The following is a 17,955-nucleotide window of genomic DNA, read 5'->3' on the forward strand; positions in this document are numbered from 1 at the left end:
TGAAAATGGAACGCATCGGCGTTATTCGTAGCGGAGTGCCGATACCGGCTCCAGTTTCGCCGCTTGGAGAGATGGATAGACGGTCGCCGCCAGGCTGATCAGAATGGCCGACCCCGCGACGAGCAAGACGTCCTCTGCCAGCACATGTACGGGAATCTTGGTAATCGAATAGACCGTTGGATCGAAGGTCCAAAACGTTTGGATCAACCAGAGAAAGGCATATCCCACGGGAATACCGATCGCCGTACCGGACAATCCGATGATCAACCCATTGAGCATAAAAATACGCCGAATGCTTTTTCGCGTCGCGCCCATGGCCTTCAGAATGGCGATTTCCTTCTGCTTCTCGGTCACGATCATGGTGAGCGTACTGACGATGTTGAACGAGGCCACGATCGTGATCAGGATCAGCAGCAAGAACATCATCGTCTTTTCCAGCTTAAGCGCGGAGAGCAGGTTCCGGTTCATCTGCATCCAGTCGCGAGCGCCGTAGGCGAATCCCAGTGTCCGCTCGACCGCCCGCGCGACCTCGTTGGCCCGGAACATATCGATCACTTTGATTTCGACGCCGGTTGCCGTTTCACCCATGTTGAAGAATTTCTGCGCCTCCGCCAGATCGATGTAGGCCATCGAGGAGTCATATTCATTCATGCCGGAATGAAAGACACCAACCACCGCGAACGTGCGGATCTTCGGCACCATACCCATGGCGCTGAGCGGGCCGACCGGCGACACGACGCTGACGACGTCGCCGGGAAAGGCTCCTAAGCGGAGGGCGAGCTCTTTGCCGAGAATAATGGCCGGCTTTTCCGACGTCTGGAGAGGTCCGTTGGGATTGTCCGGTGGGGGAAGGTTGACCTTCACCGGTTGTTGCAGCGCGCCGAGATCACCCGACGAGAGATTTTTCTCGAGGTCCGTGACCCGGCGCTCCCGCGTAGGATCAATCCCGCGGAGGATGACTCCCTGCGCCCCGGACTGCGTCGTGAGCATCACCTGCTTCAAGATAAAGGGCGTAGCGGCCACAACCTCCGGCACGGCCTCAGCCTTGTCCGCCACCGCCTGATAGTCACCCATGGAGTCTTTCATACGGTCTTGGACCATCACATGGGCCGTGGTGCCGACGATCTTTTCCTGAATGTCCTCCCTGAACCCCGTCATGATCCCGACGGTGCCGATGAGCGCCGCCACCCCCAGCGTGATGCCGGTAATCGAGACGACCGTGTTCAAGGAGATCGTCCGGTTGCGGCGCTTGGCCCGCAGATACCGCAATCCGACGATGATTTCGTAGGGGAGAGCCATCGCTATTTCTCAGGGCGAAGCTGGGGAAACAGCACGACATCGCGAATGGAAGCCTGGTTCGTAAACAGCATGATCAGGCGATCGATCCCGATGCCTTCCCCGGCCGTCGGAGGCATCCCGTATTCCAACGCCCGCAAGAAATCCTCGTCGACGAGATGGGCTTCCTCATCGCCGGCGGCACGCTGCGCCGCCTGTCCTTCGAACCGTTCCCGCTGGTCCAACGGATCGTTCAACTCTGAAAAGGCGTTCGCGATCTCACGTCCGGCGATATACAGTTCAAAGCGATCCGTCAGCGCCGGGTCCGCATCCTTCCGTCGCGCCAGCGGGGAGATGGCAATCGGATAATCCGTGATGAACGTCGGTTGCTGGAGATTCGGCTCGACCGTTTCCTCGAACATTTCATTGACGATGTTGAACAAGGGCCACGCAGGATCGACCGGGACACGAAGGCGTTTGGCAGCCGCGACGGCTTTATCCTTATCCCGCAAGTCGGAAGCATCCAGCCCGTTCACTTCCATGATCGCCTGATGGTACGACCAGCGCCGCCACGGCGGCGTCAGATTGACTTCTTTGCCCTGGTACTCGATGACCGTCTTGCCCAAAACTTGAAGCGCCAACGAGCCGATTAATTCTTCGGTCAGCCTGATCAAATCCTGATAGTCGGCATAGGCGATATAGAACTCCAGCATCGTGAATTCAGGATTGTGAATCGTTGAGATACCTTCGTTACGAAAATTCCGATTGATTTCAAATACCCGGGGAAATCCTCCGACGATCAATCGCTTCAGATACAGTTCCGGCGCGATGCGAAGATAGAGGTCCACCCCCAGTGCGTTATGATGCGTGACGAACGGTTTGGCCGCGGCGCCGCCCGGGATCGGATGCATCATCGGCGTTTCCACTTCCAAGAACCCGCGTTCGATCAGAAACGCTCTGATCCCGGCAATGATCCTGCTTCGCGTCGCAAAGATCGCATGGACATCGGGGTTCGCGATCAGATCGACGTAGCGTTGCCGATAGCGCGTCTCGACGTCCGTCAAGCCATGCCACTTTTCCGGCAATGGCCGGAGCGCTTTGCTCAAGAATGCCAATTCTCGAACTTCGACCGTCAGCTCGTTGGTTTTTGTCCGAAAGAGGATTCCGGTGACTCCAAGCCAATCACCAAGATCCAATTGCTCGACGACGGCATACGCCTGGTCGGTCAGGAGATCCTTTTTCAAATACACCTGGAGGCGGTCGGCTCCATCCTGAAGAACCGCGAACCCGGCTTTGCCGAACCGGCGGAGGGCCACCACTCGACCGGCGAATGTGGCCGAAACCCGTTCTTGCTCCAACAGTTCTTTCGACTTGTCTCCATGCCCCGCGATCAGCGCTCCCGCACGATCCTTGACCTCAAACCGCGCGCCATATGGGGCGACGCCGGCTGTCCGGAGGTGGGCCAACTTCTTGATGCGTTGCTCCCGCTGTTCATTCAACTCATCCATGCGTCACCCATATCTTTGCCGGGCCGGACCTCTGGTGTGAATGTCGGTCGTCGAGATGCGGATATAGCCGCGACATTATTCATCGGCGGCGGATGCCGGAGCGACGAGATTTCCGGAGAGTTTTTTCTTGAGGTAGGCCTGGATAAATCCATCCACATCGCCGTCCATGACGGCAGACACGTTCCCGGTCTCAAACCCCGTCCGGTGGTCCTTGACCATTTGATAGGGTTGAAAGACATACGATCGGATCTGACTGCCCCAGGCAATGTCCTTTTTTTCTCCGACGATCGCGTTGAATTCCGCTTCCTTTTTCTTCTGCTCCAGCTCGAACAGACGTGCCTTCAAAATTTTCATGGCGCCGTTTCGATTCTGGAGTTGCGAGCGCTCATTTTGGCATTGCACGACAATTCCCGTCGGCAGGTGAGTGATGCGAATCGCCGTCTCGACCTTGTTCACATTCTGTCCTCCCGCCCCGCCGGCACGGAAGGTATCGATTTTAAGATCCTTGTCCTCGATCGCCACCTCGACGTCGTCGTTCAATTCGGGATAGACGAAGACCGACGCGAAAGACGTATGGCGTCGCTTGTTCGAGTCGAACGGCGAAATACGGACCAGCCGGTGGACTCCGGCCTCGGCCTTCAAATAGCCGTAGGCATAGGGACCCGTCACAGCAATCGTGACACTCTTGATGCCGGCCTCGTCGCCGGCTTGCAGATCCAAGGTTTCGACCTTATACGACTTGGTCTCCGCCCATCGAACGTACATGCGTAACAGCATCTCGGCCCAGTCCTGAGATTCCGTACCTCCGGCACCGGGATGGATGGCAAGAATCGCGTTGTTCGGATCAAGCTCCCCGGACAGAAGATGCTCGATATGCATCGCCGCCAAGCGCGGCTCCAGCCGTGCCAGCTCGACTTCGAGCTCCTGTTGGAGGCCGGCGTCCTCGCTTTCCCCTGCAAGTTCCAATAATGCGCCCAGGTCGCCCATTTTCCCTTCGATCTCACGCCACTGCTGCAGTTCGCGTTCGAGCGCGACTTTCTTTCGGCTGACCTTGGCGGCCGCCTGCGCGTTCGTCCAAAAACCGGGTTGTGCGGTGTGTTGTTCCAGCTCTTCCAGTTCAGAGGTCATGCGGGCGAAGTCAAAGATGCCCCCGAAGTTCGGAGACCTGTTCACTCACCGCGCGCACACGGGCACGAATGTCATCCAACATCGAACGGTCCTTTCTGGCTACACGGGGGTCGCCGCGACTGTACTGTGGGCCGGTCCTTCCGTGCGGAATAACCCAAACAGAATCAGAATGAGCGAGATTAGCACACACCCGTAGGCAAACACATCCCCGTGCCGGCTGTAGAAGGTCCGGGACTGAAGCGCGGGAATTTCGGCGTGGAACGCCTCCTCCGTAAAAATAGGGGAGGCCCGGATGATCCGTCCGAACGGATCGATAAACCCGGATATCCCCGTGTTGGCCGAACGGGCAAATGCCAGATGATTTTCGACGGAGCGGAAGACGACCATCGAGAAATGTTGCATGGGCGCGGACGAATCTCCGAACCAGGCATCATTCGTAATCGTCACAAGAAATTCCGCGCCATTGGCGGCAAACCGGCGAACCAGGTCGGGAAAGATAACTTCGTAGCAGATGACCACGCCGAACTTGACGGTTCGAGTCACTGCGGCATCGGTTTGTCCCGGCACAGGCGTCTTGGGTGTAAACGAAAAGACCGTCGGCCCGGGACCGGCCTCGAAATCGCCGATGCCTTCGACCAACTTGTCGAGAAAGAACAGCACAGACGACTTTAATGGAATGTACTCGCCGAACGGAACCAGGTGCTGTTTGTCGTATCGCCCCAGTAGAGCCCCCTGGGGTGAGAGAAAGTACGCGCTGTTCAGCAAAAACGGTTTCTTATCGGCATTGAAACGAACGGCCGGACTACCGAAGAGGAGGGGAGCGCCCGCGCGGTGGGCGATGGCCAATAACTGAAGCTGGTAGAGCGGTTCACGCTCGTACAGAAAGGGTGTCGCCGCTTCCGGCCAGACCACAAGATCGGTTCCGGCGCCGAGGGTTTCCGTCAGGCGGTCGTACCGCTTGAGCGTCTCATCACGATAAGCCTTGTCCCATTTCATAGCCTGGTCGACATTCGGTTGAACGACACCGACGCGCAACAGGCTCTTCGGTACACGACGTTCTTCGCTGACAATCAGCGACGTACTGTATGCCCAGGACAGACCGACCAAGATGGCCGACGTCGTGACCAATTCCCACGGTAGACGGGCCGGAACGAACCCCCGAAACAGCGGCATCAGCCAGGCAATGAGCTCCGCCACCGCCACATTCACTAATACGATCAAGAACGAAACCCCGTACACGCCAAGATGATCCGCGATTTGAATCACGTCGATCTGTCGATATTGCGAATACCCCAGCAGAGACCAGGGTAATCCGCTGAACAGGTAGGTCCGCACAAGCTCGAGGCTCACCCAGAGGCAGGGCGCCGCAAACAGGCCATACCTCGGCACCAATGAACGGAACCATACCAGTCCCGCGGAGTACAGTGCGACGAACAGCCCGAGATAGACGGTCAGCAGCAGCATGATGGCATAGCTGACCAATAGGGGGACCTTTCCATACGTATGCATGGCAGTCACCACCCATGACATGATCCCGGTAAAGCCAATGGTCCCGGTGAGCCACCCCAAACGGAAGGCTGTCCATCGGCTGCTTCCATCAAGGGCGAGATGCAAGGGGATCAGCGAGATCCAGGCCAACAGGCCGAGATCGAATCTGGGGAAGCACAAGGGGAGCAATATGCCGCTCGCGCTGGCGAGGATAATCGGGCGAACGGGCCGGTCACGCATTAGGCCTAACTTAGCGGAAGGTCCATTGTGATGCAACCGAGGGCCAAGGCATGCGAGAGAGGTCGGAGGAAGAAGCGTATCGCTCGATTCACAGTCCGCCGCTGTCCGTCAGTGCGTCATAAAGGAGAGAGGCCCCTCCTGATCAAATGCGATTTGGTCGAGCTCCCAGGACGTCGTGGAATCGTCCTGATCGAGTTGTACCCCGAACTGTCGGTCCTGCACCCATCGGACCGTCGCTCTTCTGATCAGCAGGGCAGCTTGCGTCGGAGGAATGAGCAGCACCGTAAGAACCATCCCGACGCGAACCGCGTGCGATCCCCGCAGGCATCCCCCTTGATGCGTCAGGTTGGCGGTGACGCCGCTCGCATGGAATGCTCCGTCTGAATAATAGACCGCACAAGCAATCGGCACTCGCAGACTCGTCCGCTTATCGGCATGACACAGCATCGATTCGCACTCCTCATCAACTGGATGGTCGTGAGACGACAGGATCGGGACAGGGATGTTGTTTCCGTCCCGCGCGGATTTTGAGGATAACGGCTGCAATGACCACGCCGGTCGCGTCGAGCAGCAGATCATCCGAGGATGGAAACCGGCCGTCAACGGTGCCCTGCCGGATTTCGGTCCAGAGACCAAAGACCAGTGCTGCAGACGACCCCGTCAGGAGGGCATAGGACAATGGCCAGGACCGCTGTTCCAGTTGTCGCATCAGCAGGTAGGCGAGTACTCCGTAAGCAGGGACGTGGGCGCCATTCAGCACGAACCAGGGAACCTGGACCATCAGATGCCCGCTGAATCCGACTCCTGGTGCGATCATCGCCCCGAGATACAAGAGACACATGTAGGCACCGGCGGAAATTAATCCCATGGAGCGCTCCTCGTTATGAGGCTGTCAACCGGAAGGTACAGAAAGACAGGGCGGACAAACCATTGTTCATTGGTAGGGGGCAAAGACCTGCGGAAGATCGATCGAAACTCGCGTAGGGGAGGTTGTCGTGCGTGAGACGGGACGGGGTTTCTTCTTTCGAAGGGGGGATTCAGTCCTGCCGTTTTTGTTCCGGCTTTTGATGGATCCATTCCAGCGGCGCAGCCGAACCGCACAGATAGGCTTGACCGAAACCGAGAACCACGTGAGCGTCATGCAGTTGAAGTTCCCAGACATCAAAATCACCGAATCCAAACATGATCGCAGACTGGGGAAAGCGGGAGAGATAACGGGCCTTCACCGTCGCATAGGCGGAGCAATCCGGAGAAAGCACGGCGCCCGTGCCTTGAAGGTTCATTCGACGCAACGCAAGCGGATTTTTTTCTGGCTCATCCGGCTCGGATATAAACAAGGAGAGCCGCGCATCTTGCAGGAGATGCCGGGTGTGCAGAGCGAGCCGGCTGAGATGGAGATAGGCCCTGGTCCAATCATCACCGAATACGTACGGCACATGCGAACCGAACGGAAGTCCATCCCGCATCGTGAGCAGGACCGCCGTTCTCACGCCCGCCGCCAATGCCTGCCATGCGGCTTGTACGGCCTTTCGATCCAGCGGCTCAGAGAGATGACTCATATCCATGTCTCCTCATGATCGAGTGCGTCCATAGCATGCTGCCGCGAGCGTCGTCGAGACCCACCTCGCATAGTAATCAACGACACGGTTCCCTGTCACGGATAAGACGGATAGGGCGCAATGGTTCCGCAGAGTATGATCCGCCGACATACCGCACAAGAGATCCTGCGTGAGCTACTATTGACAGGATCTATCGCGGCGATTACTGTGCCGACACGAAGAGAGGGCCACGGACACCATGAGCGCCGTACCAGACCTCAACCCTGCCGGGCGTTTTCGAGAACTGCTCGAATCGAGCGAACTCACCTTCCTTTGCGAAGCCCACAATGGGATCAGCGCCCGCATCGTTCAGGAAGCAGGCTTCGCAGGAATTTGGGCCAGCGGGCTCTCCATTTCAGCCCAGCTTGGCGTGCGCGATAACAATGAAGCCAGCTGGACTCAGGTCCTGGAAGTATTGGAGTTCATGTCCGATGCCGTCAAGATCCCCATCCTCTTGGACGGAGATACCGGCTACGGAAATTTCAACAACATGCAGCGGTTGATTCGCAAGCTTGAGCAACGAAGAATCGCGGCAGTCTGCATCGAGGACAAGCTATTTCCAAAAACAAACAGCTTTCTGAAAGGGTCCGCCCAACCGCTCGCGGACATGCAGGAATTCTGCGGCAAGATCAAAGCCGGCAAAGATGCCCAGACCGATCCTGATTTCTCTTTGATTGCAAGAGTCGAAGCCTTCATCTGCGGATGGGGTCTGGCCGAAGCGTTGCGGCGGGCAGAAGCCTACCATCAGGCCGGAGCGGACGGCATTTTGATCCATAGCGCGCTGTCCGTGCCGGACGAAGTGTTGGCCTTCAAACGGGAGTGGGGGAACCGATGTCCGGTGGTCATTGTGCCGACGAAGTACTATGCCACGCCGACGGACGTGTTCCGCCAGCACGGCATGTCGATGGTGATCTGGGCGAATCATATGTTGCGGGCAGCCGTGTCCGCCATGCAGAAGACGGCGCGACAGTTGAAGACCAGCGAGCATCTTCTTTCGATCGAAGACCGGGTGGTCCCGGTCGCGGAAATTTTCCGGCTCCAGAATGCCGCAGAGTTGCAGGAAGCCGAAGAACGTTATTTACCACGAGGCGCAGAGAACACGCGGGCAATCATCCTGGCGGCTTCACGTGGCGATGAACTCGGAGATCTCACGAAGGACCGCCCGAAGACGATGGTCGCCGTTCAAGGCATTCCGATCTTGGGACACATTGTGGATTCCTACAACGCCGTCGGCATCAAGGACATCGTGGTCGTACGGGGATACCAAAAGGATGCGGTCGCGCTGCCTAATCTCACTTACGTCGACAACGACGCATTCGCTCAGACCGGAGAACTGACCTCCTTGGCCATCGCGCTTCGCCGGCAGACGAATCTGCAACAGGACCTCGTCATTTCATACGGTGACGTGCTCTTTCACAAGTACATTCCTCAAGCGTTGTGCCAGGAAAAAGATGACTATGTCATTTTCGTCGACAGCGACTGGAAGAATCATACCGGCTATGCGCGGCTTGGGGGCTTTGTGGAGTGCACCAATCCGAATTCGCGCAAAGCATTTAATGCTACGATTTATCTGAAGCAACTCGGAAACAATCTTCCTGCCGAATTGACCCACGGCGTATGGATGGGATTTCTCAAAGTCGCATCGACAGCCGTAGGCAGCTTGCAGCTCATCGTGGAAGAGATGCAGGCCCGCAGCGGCAATGAAAGAGCCGGCATCCCAAAACTGCTTCAAGAACTTGTGAGCCGTGGGCAGCAAGTCCGTGTTATTTACACGGCGGGACATTGGCTTGACATTAACAGTCTGGATGACGTGATTACGGCGGGATCATTTTGAATCAACGCTGAAGGTAGTCGATGCCAAACCTGAGAATGCGCGTACGGACTCAAAACTACGAGTTTACATAATAAGTCTTATCGGACATTAATTTTGTAGTTTTTCCATGTCACTGGAATTCCTCGGTCGTCTCCAAAAAGAGCTGTCCTTGACCGGCAACGCGGTTTACGAATCCGTGCTCGCCATCGCCGAACGGGTCAATCGCAAGGTACAAATCCTTCGTCTTCATGCACAGGCCGCCAGCCTTTTGAGCCAAATCGAGTCCGTCCAAGGCGAACTCGGGCGCCTGATTGCCGATGCGTCACCCAGCAAGTCATTTTCACCTAAAGCACAAGAGACGAGGGTCATAGACCTCGACAATACATTTAAGTTGTCAGTCGATCGCGTGCATGAACTGAAGCAAACCTTGATTGTCTTGGACAGCCAAATACGGGAACTGAAGATGGAGACCGTGCACGAGAATCTTCTGACCCTCCAGCGCGACCTGGGTCTGCGCGGCGTTTCATTGGAGCGCTTCATCGTGGCTGACGGGAGCGCAGCCGTCGGCAAGAGCACATCAGACGTTCCAGGATCTGTCAGGTTGTTCACGATTTTTCGGGGACCGTTTCTTCTCACGCCGTCCGATACCATTCCTTTTCGCCGGGATGATGTCGTCATCGTCATCGCCGCTCGATCGGACCTTGAGGCGCTGGCCGCCTGGTTTGCACCGGTGCGTCGCGTCAAGACTGCCTGATCCCGCCCCCGGTGAATCATCCGGCCCCATGAGTTTTATGGGGATTGTGTTGTAGACTGGACATACAGGAGTAGATGGTGCGTCTCAAGCTTGCTATACGTGCCGGGTGGGCGCTCGTTTGTGTGAGCGCCGCCTGTCTCGGTCCGGTCGGTATCCGCGACGCCGGCGCATCCGTCGGCAACGCGTCGACCGGGCTGCAGCTTCTCGAAGACATCCAGACGGCCATTTCGGAACTGGCTGAGACAGCCAAACCGTCCGTGGTCAATCTCTTCCCGGTCACCACCGGGAAAGGCCGGGATTTCCTCCAAGACCGTGCTCCAAACCCCTCCGGGTCCGGATCCGGCGTCATCGTCGACCCGGAAGGACATATCATCACCAACAATCACGTCATCGGAGATGCGGCCGAAATCGAAGTTCGCCTTTCTGACAAGTCCAAACTTATCGCACAGGTTGTAGGGAAAGACCCCGACACCGACCTGGCCGTATTGAAAGTCACCGTCGATCATCCCCTGCCCAGCGCCAAGTTCGGAGACTCTTCCGGCGTTCGAGTCGGTCAATGGGTGCTCGCCGTGGGAAATCCGTTTGGATTAGACCGCACGGTCACATTGGGCGTGGTCAGCGGCATCGGCCGCGAGAATGTGAACCTCTCGCGTTATGAAAATTTCATTCAGACCGATGCCTCGATCAACCCGGGCAACTCCGGCGGCCCGCTCTTCAATCTGCGCGGTGAAGTGATCGGCATCAATACTGCCATCATCAACTTCGCCCAAGGCATCGGATTCGCGATTCCCTCCAACATGGCCAAGCAGGTGCTCCAACAGCTGCTTGCCCAGGGACGCGTCGTCCGAGGGTGGTTGGGCGTGGGCATCCAACCCTTGACGCCCGAGCTGGCACGGAAATTCGGAGTCACGGAGAACGAAGGCGTGCTGGTCAATGAGGTGTTCGAACGCGATCCCGCCGCCGCCGCCGGGATCAAACCCGGCGACGTCATTACTCGCATCGAGGGAGCCGTGGTTGACACCCCCAACCGCCTGTCCCGAGTGGTGGCCGGACTGCTGCCCGGCGCCACGACAAAAGTCGAGGTCGTCCGGAACCGGCAGCGGATGGTGCTCGATGTCGCATTGACGGAGCGCCGAGACCAGCCAGTCGTCGCCTCACTGCCCCAGTCTCGGACCGATGCCAAACTCGGATTGGATCTCCAGGATCTCACGGCCGCCCTGGCCGAGAAATTCAAACTCCGCGAGAGCAGAGGCGTCCTGATCACGCGCGTGGAATCCGGCAGCCTCGCCCACTCGGAGGGACTGCGCGAGGGGGACCTGATCAAGGAAGTCAATCGTATCGACGTCGGCTCTGTCGGCGAATTTACCGCGGTGATTGCCAAAGTCCGCCGCGGCGAAACCGTCCTGCTCCGCGTGCTCCGGGAAAGCCGGGCGTTCTATGTCGTGCTGAAATCCGGCGACCACTGAGCAGCCTCAATGCGCGGTCACCGTCTGCCTCGACGCTTTGTGCTCCTCAATCACCCGTGAGGCGATCTCACGGGGGACCTCGTCATACCGAGACAGTTCCATGACATAGCTCCCCGCCCCGCCCGTCAGCGAGTTCAGCGCCGTCGTATAGGTCAGGATTTCAGCCAGCGGAACGATCGCCTTGACGAGTTCGGCCTGGCCTCTGGCTTCGACATGAAGAATACGCCCGCGTCGCGCATTCAGATCTCCGATGACCGCTCCGATATGGTCGGCGGGAGCATCGACTTCGATCGTCATCATCGGCTCCAAGAGGACCGGATGCGCCGCCTCGACGGCTTTTTTGAAAGCCATCGATGCCGCGATCTTGAACGACATTTCCGACGAATCCACCACGTGGTAGGAACCGTCGTACACCGCGACCCGCATATCGACTACTGGAAATCCGGCCAGAATTCCATGCTGCATGGCCTCGATGACGCCCTTCTCGACCGCCGGAATGAAGTTGCGCGGGATGACGCCGCCAACCACCTTATTCTCGAAGACAAACCCCTCCCCCCGTCCGAGCGGCAACACATCGAGCCAGCAATCTCCATACTGTCCGTGTCCCCCGGTCTGTTTTTTGTATTTTCCCTGCGCTTGGGCGGAACCGCGAATGGTTTCCCGATACGGAATCTTGGGGGTGTGAATGACGACATCGGCTCCATACTTCCGGTGAAGTTTTTCCAGCGCGACATCGATCTGCAACTGTCCAAGCCCACTCAAAACCATCTCTTTCGTGTCGGCATGCCGGGAGAAGTCCAGCGTCGGATCTTCTTCGATCAATTTGTGCAATCCGAGACTGACCTTGTCGATATCGGCATTGGTCTTGGGCTCGATCGCAAATGACAAGACCGGGCGTGGCAAGACGATCCACGGATGAGTCACCGGTTCACGCTCGTCGCACAACGTATCCCCCGTCTGCGCATCCTTGAGTTTTCCGATCGCCACGATTTCACCGGCTTCCGCAAACGGCACCGCCGCATGTTTCTTCCCGACGACGGTGTAGAGGTGTCCGCCTTTTTCCTTGACCTTCCTGCTCGCATTGAAAATTTGCGTATCGGCCCGCAGGACGCCGGACAGAATCCTGCAGTACGACAGGCGGCCGATAAATGGATCGATGATGGTTTTAAAGACGAGAGCGGACAACGGCTCCTCGGCCGGATCACGCGGTGGCGCCGTCACCGTGCTGTGTTTCGATGCGGCAGACACCCGCTGACTTCGTTCCTGCGGTGACGGAAACAAGCTGCTCACGGCCTGGAGGAGCGGAACGATTCCAACATTGTTCGTCGCCGATCCGCAGTACAACGGGAACAGCATTCGCCGGTGCACGCCTGTTCGAAGTCCCGCAATCACATCGTCACGACACAATTCGCCGGCTGAGAGGTACCGTTCCAGTAATTGATCGTTCGTTTCCGCCGCCGCCTCTTGTATCCGCTTTCTTCCTTCGGCCAGCCGTTGGTTCATGGCAGAGGGGACTGGACCTGCCTGGTGTTTCGGGCTATCGGAGCTCGACTGCGTCACGGTTTGCTCCACGAGATCGAGGACGCCTTCGAGCTTCGATCCTTCCGCCGCCGGAAGGGTCATTGGAAGCGGACTCATGTCGAACGATGCGCGGCACGCCGCATCGAGCTCGTCCAATGCCGGCGAACCTTTGTCTCCCACGTTCAGGAACAGCATGCAGGGAAGTTGCCGTTCCTTGAGGCGGGACCATATTTTGATGAGCTCGCTTCGGATTCCGCCGGAAGGAGTCAGCACGACAATCGCCGCATCAACCGCTTCAAGCGAGGTGAGGGGTTCGCCGAGCAGGCTGAGGGAACCTGGGGTATCGAGGAAGGTGAGGACTGTGGAATTCCAGTGACAGCGCAAGAGGCTCGTGCTCACCGAGCTGTGGCGGTGGACTTCTTCCGGTTCGAAATCCGAGACGGTGGTGCCGGTTGGAACCGAACCCATGGCCGGAATGGCGCCCGTGGTGAACATCAACGCCTCGGCAAGCGAGGTTTTTCCTGTCCCTCTACTCCCGACAACGGCCACATTTCTGAGAGATACCGTCCTTAGCTCATTCATGGGGCCTCCTCTCTCTCTATAGCGGAACGCTCAGGGGGCCTTCCGCAAAAAGGTGAACGCCCTACATACGTGTTGACTCCTTTTCCCGCCTCATCGACGACACATTCCCATTCAGCCACCCACAATCGGCGAAACTCACATAGCGCCCATCGCCCATCACGACATGATCCAGGACCCGGATTCCCAGGAGCTCTCCCGCCGATACGAGTCGAGCGGTCAACTCATGATCTTCCGGACTGGGCGTGGGGTCTCCACTAGGATGATTATGAAGAAAGATCACGGCTGCGGCAGATTCTTTTACAGCCAGGGCAAAAACTTCCCGGGGATGAACAATGCTTAGGGTCAAACTGCCTTCCGATACGGTGACCTCCCGGACGATCGCATGCTTGGCATCCAAAAGGACGACCTTGAAGATTTCGTGTTTCAAATCTCTCATCGACGAATGAAAATGGTCGAAGAGGTCACGGCTTGAGGAAATGCGCATTCCCTTCGTCAACGGAGTGGCCAACGCACGCTTTCCCAGTTCGATGGCTGCCTTGAGCTGTGCCGCCTTGGCCGCCCCAATACCAGGTATTGTGCAGAGCTCCTCAATGCCACACTGCCCCAGGCCTCTGACACCCCCGAGCCGTTGCAGAACGTCCATGCCGACCTGAACGGCGGAAGACTGACGCCGACCGACTCGAAGCAGAATTGCAACCAACTGGGCATCGGATAACGCACTGGCACCACGGGAGAGTAACCGTTCACGAGGACGCTCCGTCTCAGGCCACTGCGTGATGGCGATCCCGGATCTTTTCATCTTCATCCAGGCACTCCGTGAACAAAAAAATGATGCATTGAACGTTTTTGTACTGGCCTCTCGCCCCCTAAAGCCCGCTTGGTGACAAATACGTAACGGCTAACGTGTTGAAATTACGTACACGAACAAGTTGGTGTAGCTTTTGCTTAAATCCGGCGCAGCTGTGCACGTCGTAACCTGGGAGGATTCGATGGAATGTCCGAAGTGCAAAGGGCTCATGATGCTTGAGCGTTTCTCCGACTTCTTTCTGATTTTCTACGCCTGGAAATGCATCAATTGCGGCGCGATCATCGACCGCACCATTTCCAACAATCGGCGTAAGAGCCTGGCGGCTCGGGACAGCCAGCCCGCGACGGCTGCAGCAGCTCGTTAACACTTCTTTATTGCGTCGGCGACCATCCGAGTTCGCTCGTGCGGTCGCCATGCGAGCCTACCTTTCGCCTCCCTCACACCCACCGTCAAATCCGCTGGCCGAATTATAGACAGGGTCACGAGAGTCGTCAAAATGCCAGCAATCTGTTTGTCTGGTTCAACGTAAATTATTATGTCCGCTTGCCACCCTGGTATCTGCCCCAAGATACAATGGTGTGGGCCACCCGTCATCTTGACCCTTTCAAAAACGCTATGTTAGAGTCTGGCACTTCTAGAGCGCCTTCTCACCTCATTTTTTATGCGCGTCATAGCCGGCTCCCACCGAGGTCGACGCCTGAGCGGGCCACGAGGGGTAGAGTTTCGGCCGACATCAGATAAGGTACGCGAAGCGCTGTTCTCCATACTGGGATCACGAATTGTCGATGCCTCCTTTCTCGACCTGTACGCTGGAACCGGCGCGGTGGGAATCGAGGCATTGAGCCGCGGCGCGTCGGCCGTCACCTTAGTCGAATCGCATCCGGCCGCTGTGCAGCTGCTCACACGCAATGTCGAGACGTGCGGGATGAAGGATCGGACCGATATCAGGAAAGGGCGTGTCGATGTATTTCTGGCTCGACAGGATTGGTGGCGAGGTCCTTATCAGATTGCCTTTGCCGATCCTCCTTACGCGTCAACCGGCGAAACGGAGCCTTTGTACCGCTTATGGCGCGGCGGCCTCATGACCGACGACGGAGTCCTTGTTTTGGAACAGAGCTCACGAACGACCGCACCTGCCATCGACCACGCAACACTGCTGCGTCGCTACGAATACGGAGACACCGCGTTGCTCCTCTACGGTCCAGCCGAGCGTGGTACTTCACCGCGATGAAAATTGGCATCTACCCAGGTACATTCGACCCGATTACGCATGGTCACACCGATATCATCACACGGAGCCTTCGCGTATTCGATAAAGTCGTGGTCGCCGTGGCGCCGAATCCCGCGAAACACCCGCTCTTCAATCTCGAGGAACGGGTTGATATGGTGAAGCTGGTCATGAAAGATATCGGACAGGTCGAGGTCGTGACATTTGAAGGCCTGTTGGTCGACTATGTGCAGCGATCCGGCGCGCATGGCATTATTCGAGGGCTACGCGCGATCTCGGACTTCGAGCACGAATTCCAAATGGCGCTGATCAATCGAAAGTTGGCGAAGAAAGTCGAGACGGTGTTTCTGATGCCGAGTGAAGAATATTCCTATCTCTCGTCAACCATCATCAAGGATGTCGCCACGCACGGCGGGTCCTTGACGCCGTTTCTCCACCCTGACGTTGCACGGCGGCTGCAGGAACGCATCCGGAGTCTCAAATCATGAAGCTGGCAGCGCGTGTTGGAAGAATCGCCCCGTCGCCGACCCTTGCCATGGCGGCCACGGCCAAAGCCATGGCGGCACAGGGCATCGACGTGATCGATTTCTCGACCGGCGAACCGGACTTTGATACGCCGGAACCGGTCAAGGCCGCTGCGGAGGCTGCCATCCGTGCGGGCTTTACGAAGTATACGCCCTCGTCGGGCATTGACGAGCTGCGATCGGCCATCATCGATAAACTGCGGACGGAGCTGGGTCTGCAGTATGAAAAATCCCAGATTCTGGTCTCCTGCGGTGCGAAACATTCTTTGTACAATCTGGCCGAAGCCTTGCTCGAAGAGGGAGATGAAATCATCATCCCGACTCCGTACTGGGTATCGTATTCCGATCAAACGCTTCTGAACGACGCCAAGGCGGTGCTTCTGCCGACAAGAGAAGCGGACGGGTACGCTATCCGGCCGGACGAACTGCAACGCCTGATCACGCGACGTACGAAGGCCATTATCATCAACAGTCCGTGCAATCCGACCGGCATCACCTATGACCGCCGGATGCTCGAAGGCGTGGCCGCGCTGGCTGAGCGGCACGACCTGCTGATCATCTCGGATGAAATCTATGAAAAGGTGCTGTATGACGGAGCCTCGCACGTCAGCATCGCTACGCTCGGTCCCGAGATTGCCGCCCGCACCGTCATCATCAATGGCGTGTCGAAGGCCTATGCGATGACCGGTTGGCGGATCGGCTACGCGGCGGGGCCGAAAGAATTGATCGGGGCCATGGCCAATATTCAGAGCCAGAGCACATCGAACCCCTGTTCGATTTCGCAGAAAGCGGCGGTCGCAGCCCTTCGCCTCGGCGAACCCTATACCATCAAGATGGTGCAAGAATTCGCGCTGCGCCGGCAGGCGATCGTGAAGGGTCTGAACCAGATTTCCGGAGTGAGCTGCCGGATGCCGGCCGGCGCCTTTTACGCATTCCCGAATATCGGCAGGATGCTGGGGAAAACGGGTCCCGACGGTGTGATCGCGCACCCGCAAGACCTTGCAAACTATTTACTGAAACACGCCCACATTGCCGTCGTGCCCGGCGAACCATTTGGCAGTCAGGAACACGTGCGACTCTCGTATGCGACCGCCATGGATACGATTTCGCGCGGCCTGGAACGGTTAAATGGCGCCTTGCGTCAGTTGACTTGAACCTGAGGAGGAAACTGCGGTGCCGATCTACGAATATCTGTGTGAAGGGTGCGCGTACAAGTTCGAGGTCAAGCAGAGCATCAAGGACGACCCGATCGCGACCTGCGAGCGTTGCGGAAAGCCGGTGAAGCGACTCATCTCGTCTCCCGCCATTATGTTCAAGGGCAGCGGCTGGTACGTGACCGATTATTCCGATAAACTCAAGCCTCCGACCAGCGGCGACCCGGCCTCGCAGACAACCGGTGAGAAGAAGGAATCTGCCCCGGCGGCTCCCGCAGCGCCTGCGTCCTCCCCTGCTCCCGCGACGCCATCGGCCGCACCGCCGAGCGCCCCGGCTTCCACACCCGCTGCTTCGACGACGACTTCGACGACGACGCCTTCCACGACGAAGTAATGTGGCCGGAACGATGTTATCTGGTACGGACCGTTTTTGATTGAGGCTTCTTCTTCACAGCAGATTTGTGAGCGGATTTTCCGGTGGGCTTTGCGGCGGTCGATTTTGCAGGGGTCGCCTTCGCCGCTCCGGATTTGGAGGACCTGTTCAGACGTTCCTGCAATGTCCCGACCGTGTTCTGCAGGCCAGCGATCATCGTGCTCTTGTCACGGTTGGCTCGGCTGAGATCATCGACTTGGGCCTGTAAATCCTCCTTCACCTTGGTGATCGACGCCAGTTGGGTCTGAAACTGCATCTTCTCTGCCGTCACCAACTGAAGTTCAGACCGAAGTTGCTCGATCTGCGTCTGCAGCGCAGGAGGCCAGTAATCACAGCCCGTAAGGCTGGCCACCAACACCACGGCCAGCAGACCGCTCACGCCACGCCGGAACCCTCTCGCCATTCTCATATGTCTCCTCCGTGAATCTCGACATC

General features: G+C 57.6%; 18 protein-coding genes. 8 read left to right on the top strand and 10 right to left on the bottom strand.

All coding sequences use genetic code 11. The features are described 5' to 3' along the window. Nucleotides 1-21: 21 nt before the first annotated feature. From W02_RS02705 to W02_RS02735, 7 genes are all read right to left on the bottom strand, one after another. Nucleotides 22-1,299, bottom strand: a complete 1,278-nt coding sequence (locus W02_RS02705; RefSeq protein WP_173044558.1) for a lipoprotein-releasing ABC transporter permease subunit — start codon at nt 1,297-1,299, stop codon at nt 22-24. 2 nt (nt 1,300-1,301) lie between these two features. Continuing rightward, nucleotides 1,302-2,783 (bottom strand): lysine--tRNA ligase, encoded by a 1,482-nt coding sequence (gene lysS / locus W02_RS02710; protein ID WP_173044561.1) that lies wholly within the window; start codon nt 2,781-2,783, stop codon nt 1,302-1,304. A 75-nt stretch (nt 2,784-2,858) separates the two neighbouring features. Beyond that, nucleotides 2,859-3,993, bottom strand: a protein-coding gene (prfB, locus tag W02_RS02715) for a peptide chain release factor 2 (protein WP_197742123.1) whose coding sequence is annotated in 2 segments (ribosomal slippage) — nt 2,859-3,923 and nt 3,925-3,993 — 1,134 coding nt in all. Because the reading frame shifts where the segments join, the coding sequence is not laid out codon by codon here. A 17-nt stretch (nt 3,994-4,010) separates the two neighbouring features. After that, nucleotides 4,011-5,639, bottom strand: a complete 1,629-nt coding sequence (gene lnt / locus W02_RS02720) for an apolipoprotein N-acyltransferase (protein ID WP_173044565.1) — start codon at nt 5,637-5,639, stop codon at nt 4,011-4,013. 108 nt (nt 5,640-5,747) lie between these two features. After that, entirely contained in the window at nt 5,748-6,086 is a 339-nt protein-coding gene (locus W02_RS02725) for a PilZ domain-containing protein (RefSeq protein ID WP_173044567.1), read from the bottom strand. Nucleotides 6,087-6,102: 16 nt separating this feature from the next. After that, a complete protein-coding gene (locus tag W02_RS02730) occupies nt 6,103-6,507 on the bottom strand; it encodes a VanZ family protein (protein WP_173044570.1) in 405 nt (134 codons plus the stop codon). Between the two features lie 169 nt (nt 6,508-6,676). Further along, the gene (locus W02_RS02735; protein WP_173044572.1) at nt 6,677-7,198 is read right to left on the bottom strand and encodes a HugZ family protein; all 522 of its coding nucleotides are present in this window, start codon (nt 7,196-7,198) and stop codon (nt 6,677-6,679) included. A gap of 238 nt (nt 7,199-7,436) precedes the next feature. Here W02_RS02735 and aepX point away from each other — a divergent pair, with 238 nt between their 5' ends. The 3 genes from aepX to W02_RS02750 all read left to right on the top strand — a co-directional run bounded on the left by aepX (nt 7,437) and on the right by W02_RS02750 (nt 11,270). Next, on the top strand, nt 7,437-9,071 hold the full coding sequence (aepX, locus tag W02_RS02740) for a phosphoenolpyruvate mutase (RefSeq protein WP_173044574.1): 1,635 nt from the start codon (nt 7,437-7,439) through the stop codon (nt 9,069-9,071). A 106-nt stretch (nt 9,072-9,177) separates the two neighbouring features. Continuing rightward, nucleotides 9,178-9,804 carry a TrkA C-terminal domain-containing protein gene (locus W02_RS02745; RefSeq protein WP_173044576.1) on the top strand — a complete coding sequence of 209 codons (627 nt, stop codon included), beginning with the start codon at nt 9,178-9,180 and terminating at the stop codon, nt 9,802-9,804. A gap of 74 nt (nt 9,805-9,878) precedes the next feature. Beyond that, nucleotides 9,879-11,270, top strand: a complete 1,392-nt coding sequence (locus tag W02_RS02750; RefSeq protein WP_173044578.1) for a Do family serine endopeptidase — start codon at nt 9,879-9,881, stop codon at nt 11,268-11,270. Nucleotides 11,271-11,276: 6 nt separating this feature from the next. On the opposite strand, the gene fusA is transcribed toward W02_RS02750, so the two are convergent. Together fusA and radC are read right to left on the bottom strand one after the other, a co-directional pair. After that, nucleotides 11,277-13,373 carry an elongation factor G gene (gene fusA, locus W02_RS02755; RefSeq protein ID WP_173044580.1) on the bottom strand — a complete coding sequence of 699 codons (2,097 nt, stop codon included), beginning with the start codon at nt 13,371-13,373 and terminating at the stop codon, nt 11,277-11,279. Nucleotides 13,374-13,434: 61 nt separating this feature from the next. Continuing rightward, nucleotides 13,435-14,178: a DNA repair protein RadC gene (radC, locus tag W02_RS02760; RefSeq protein WP_173044582.1), complete on the bottom strand. Its 744-nt coding sequence runs from the start codon at nt 14,176-14,178 to the stop codon at nt 13,435-13,437. Nucleotides 14,179-14,362: 184 nt separating this feature from the next. Here radC and W02_RS02765 point away from each other — a divergent pair, with 184 nt between their 5' ends. The 5 genes from W02_RS02765 (at nt 14,363) to W02_RS02785 (ending at nt 17,481) form a co-directional block, all read left to right on the top strand. After that, on the top strand, nt 14,363-14,545 hold the full coding sequence (locus tag W02_RS02765; RefSeq protein WP_173044584.1) for a hypothetical protein: 183 nt from the start codon (nt 14,363-14,365) through the stop codon (nt 14,543-14,545). Nucleotides 14,546-14,842: 297 nt separating this feature from the next. Further along, on the top strand, nt 14,843-15,412 hold the full coding sequence (gene rsmD, locus W02_RS02770; RefSeq protein ID WP_173044586.1) for a 16S rRNA (guanine(966)-N(2))-methyltransferase RsmD: 570 nt from the start codon (nt 14,843-14,845) through the stop codon (nt 15,410-15,412). Next, nucleotides 15,409-15,897, top strand: a complete 489-nt coding sequence (gene coaD, locus W02_RS02775) for a pantetheine-phosphate adenylyltransferase (protein ID WP_173044588.1) — start codon at nt 15,409-15,411, stop codon at nt 15,895-15,897. Before rsmD ends, coaD begins: the two co-directional genes overlap by 4 nt. Next, nucleotides 15,894-17,087, top strand: coding sequence for a pyridoxal phosphate-dependent aminotransferase (locus W02_RS02780; RefSeq protein WP_173044590.1), 1,194 nt, complete (start codon nt 15,894-15,896; stop codon nt 17,085-17,087). Before coaD ends, W02_RS02780 begins: the two co-directional genes overlap by 4 nt. 19 nt (nt 17,088-17,106) lie before the next feature. After that, complete coding sequence (locus tag W02_RS02785; RefSeq protein WP_173044592.1) at nt 17,107-17,481, top strand: FmdB family zinc ribbon protein; 375 nt, start codon at nt 17,107-17,109, stop codon at nt 17,479-17,481. A gap of 16 nt (nt 17,482-17,497) precedes the next feature. Here W02_RS02785 and W02_RS02790 read toward each other — a convergent pair whose 3' ends face one another. Continuing rightward, entirely contained in the window at nt 17,498-17,929 is a 432-nt protein-coding gene (locus W02_RS02790) for a hypothetical protein (RefSeq protein WP_173044594.1), read from the bottom strand. Nucleotides 17,930-17,955 lie beyond the last annotated feature (26 nt).

Origin of the sequence: Nitrospira sp. KM1, assembly GCF_011405515.1 — a bacterium.
GTDB lineage: Bacteria > Nitrospirota > Nitrospiria > Nitrospirales > Nitrospiraceae > Nitrospira_C.

Excerpts from the sequence above, each read along its gene's own strand:
- W02_RS02705 (WP_173044558.1), bottom strand. The coding sequence starts at position 1,299 with ATGGCTCTCCCCTACGAAATCATCGTCGGATTGCGGTATCTGCGGGCC.
- lysS (WP_173044561.1), bottom strand. The coding sequence starts at position 2,783 with ATGGATGAGTTGAATGAACAGCGGGAGCAACGCATCAAGAAGTTGGCC.
- lnt (WP_173044565.1), bottom strand. The coding sequence starts at position 5,639 with ATGCGTGACCGGCCCGTTCGCCCGATTATCCTCGCCAGCGCGAGCGGC.
- W02_RS02725 (WP_173044567.1), bottom strand. The coding sequence starts at position 6,086 with ATGCTGTGTCATGCCGATAAGCGGACGAGTCTGCGAGTGCCGATTGCT.
- W02_RS02730 (WP_173044570.1), bottom strand. The coding sequence starts at position 6,507 with ATGGGATTAATTTCCGCCGGTGCCTACATGTGTCTCTTGTATCTCGGG.
- W02_RS02735 (WP_173044572.1), bottom strand. The coding sequence starts at position 7,198 with ATGAGTCATCTCTCTGAGCCGCTGGATCGAAAGGCCGTACAAGCCGCA.
- aepX (WP_173044574.1), top strand. The coding sequence starts at position 7,437 with ATGAGCGCCGTACCAGACCTCAACCCTGCCGGGCGTTTTCGAGAACTG.
- W02_RS02745 (WP_173044576.1), top strand. The coding sequence starts at position 9,178 with ATGTCACTGGAATTCCTCGGTCGTCTCCAAAAAGAGCTGTCCTTGACC.
- W02_RS02750 (WP_173044578.1), top strand. The coding sequence starts at position 9,879 with ATGGTGCGTCTCAAGCTTGCTATACGTGCCGGGTGGGCGCTCGTTTGT.
- fusA (WP_173044580.1), bottom strand. The coding sequence starts at position 13,373 with ATGAATGAGCTAAGGACGGTATCTCTCAGAAATGTGGCCGTTGTCGGG.
- radC (WP_173044582.1), bottom strand. The coding sequence starts at position 14,178 with ATGAAGATGAAAAGATCCGGGATCGCCATCACGCAGTGGCCTGAGACG.
- W02_RS02765 (WP_173044584.1), top strand. The coding sequence starts at position 14,363 with ATGGAATGTCCGAAGTGCAAAGGGCTCATGATGCTTGAGCGTTTCTCC.
- rsmD (WP_173044586.1), top strand. The coding sequence starts at position 14,843 with ATGCGCGTCATAGCCGGCTCCCACCGAGGTCGACGCCTGAGCGGGCCA.
- coaD (WP_173044588.1), top strand. The coding sequence starts at position 15,409 with ATGAAAATTGGCATCTACCCAGGTACATTCGACCCGATTACGCATGGT.
- W02_RS02780 (WP_173044590.1), top strand. The coding sequence starts at position 15,894 with ATGAAGCTGGCAGCGCGTGTTGGAAGAATCGCCCCGTCGCCGACCCTT.
- W02_RS02790 (WP_173044594.1), bottom strand. The coding sequence starts at position 17,929 with ATGAGAATGGCGAGAGGGTTCCGGCGTGGCGTGAGCGGTCTGCTGGCC.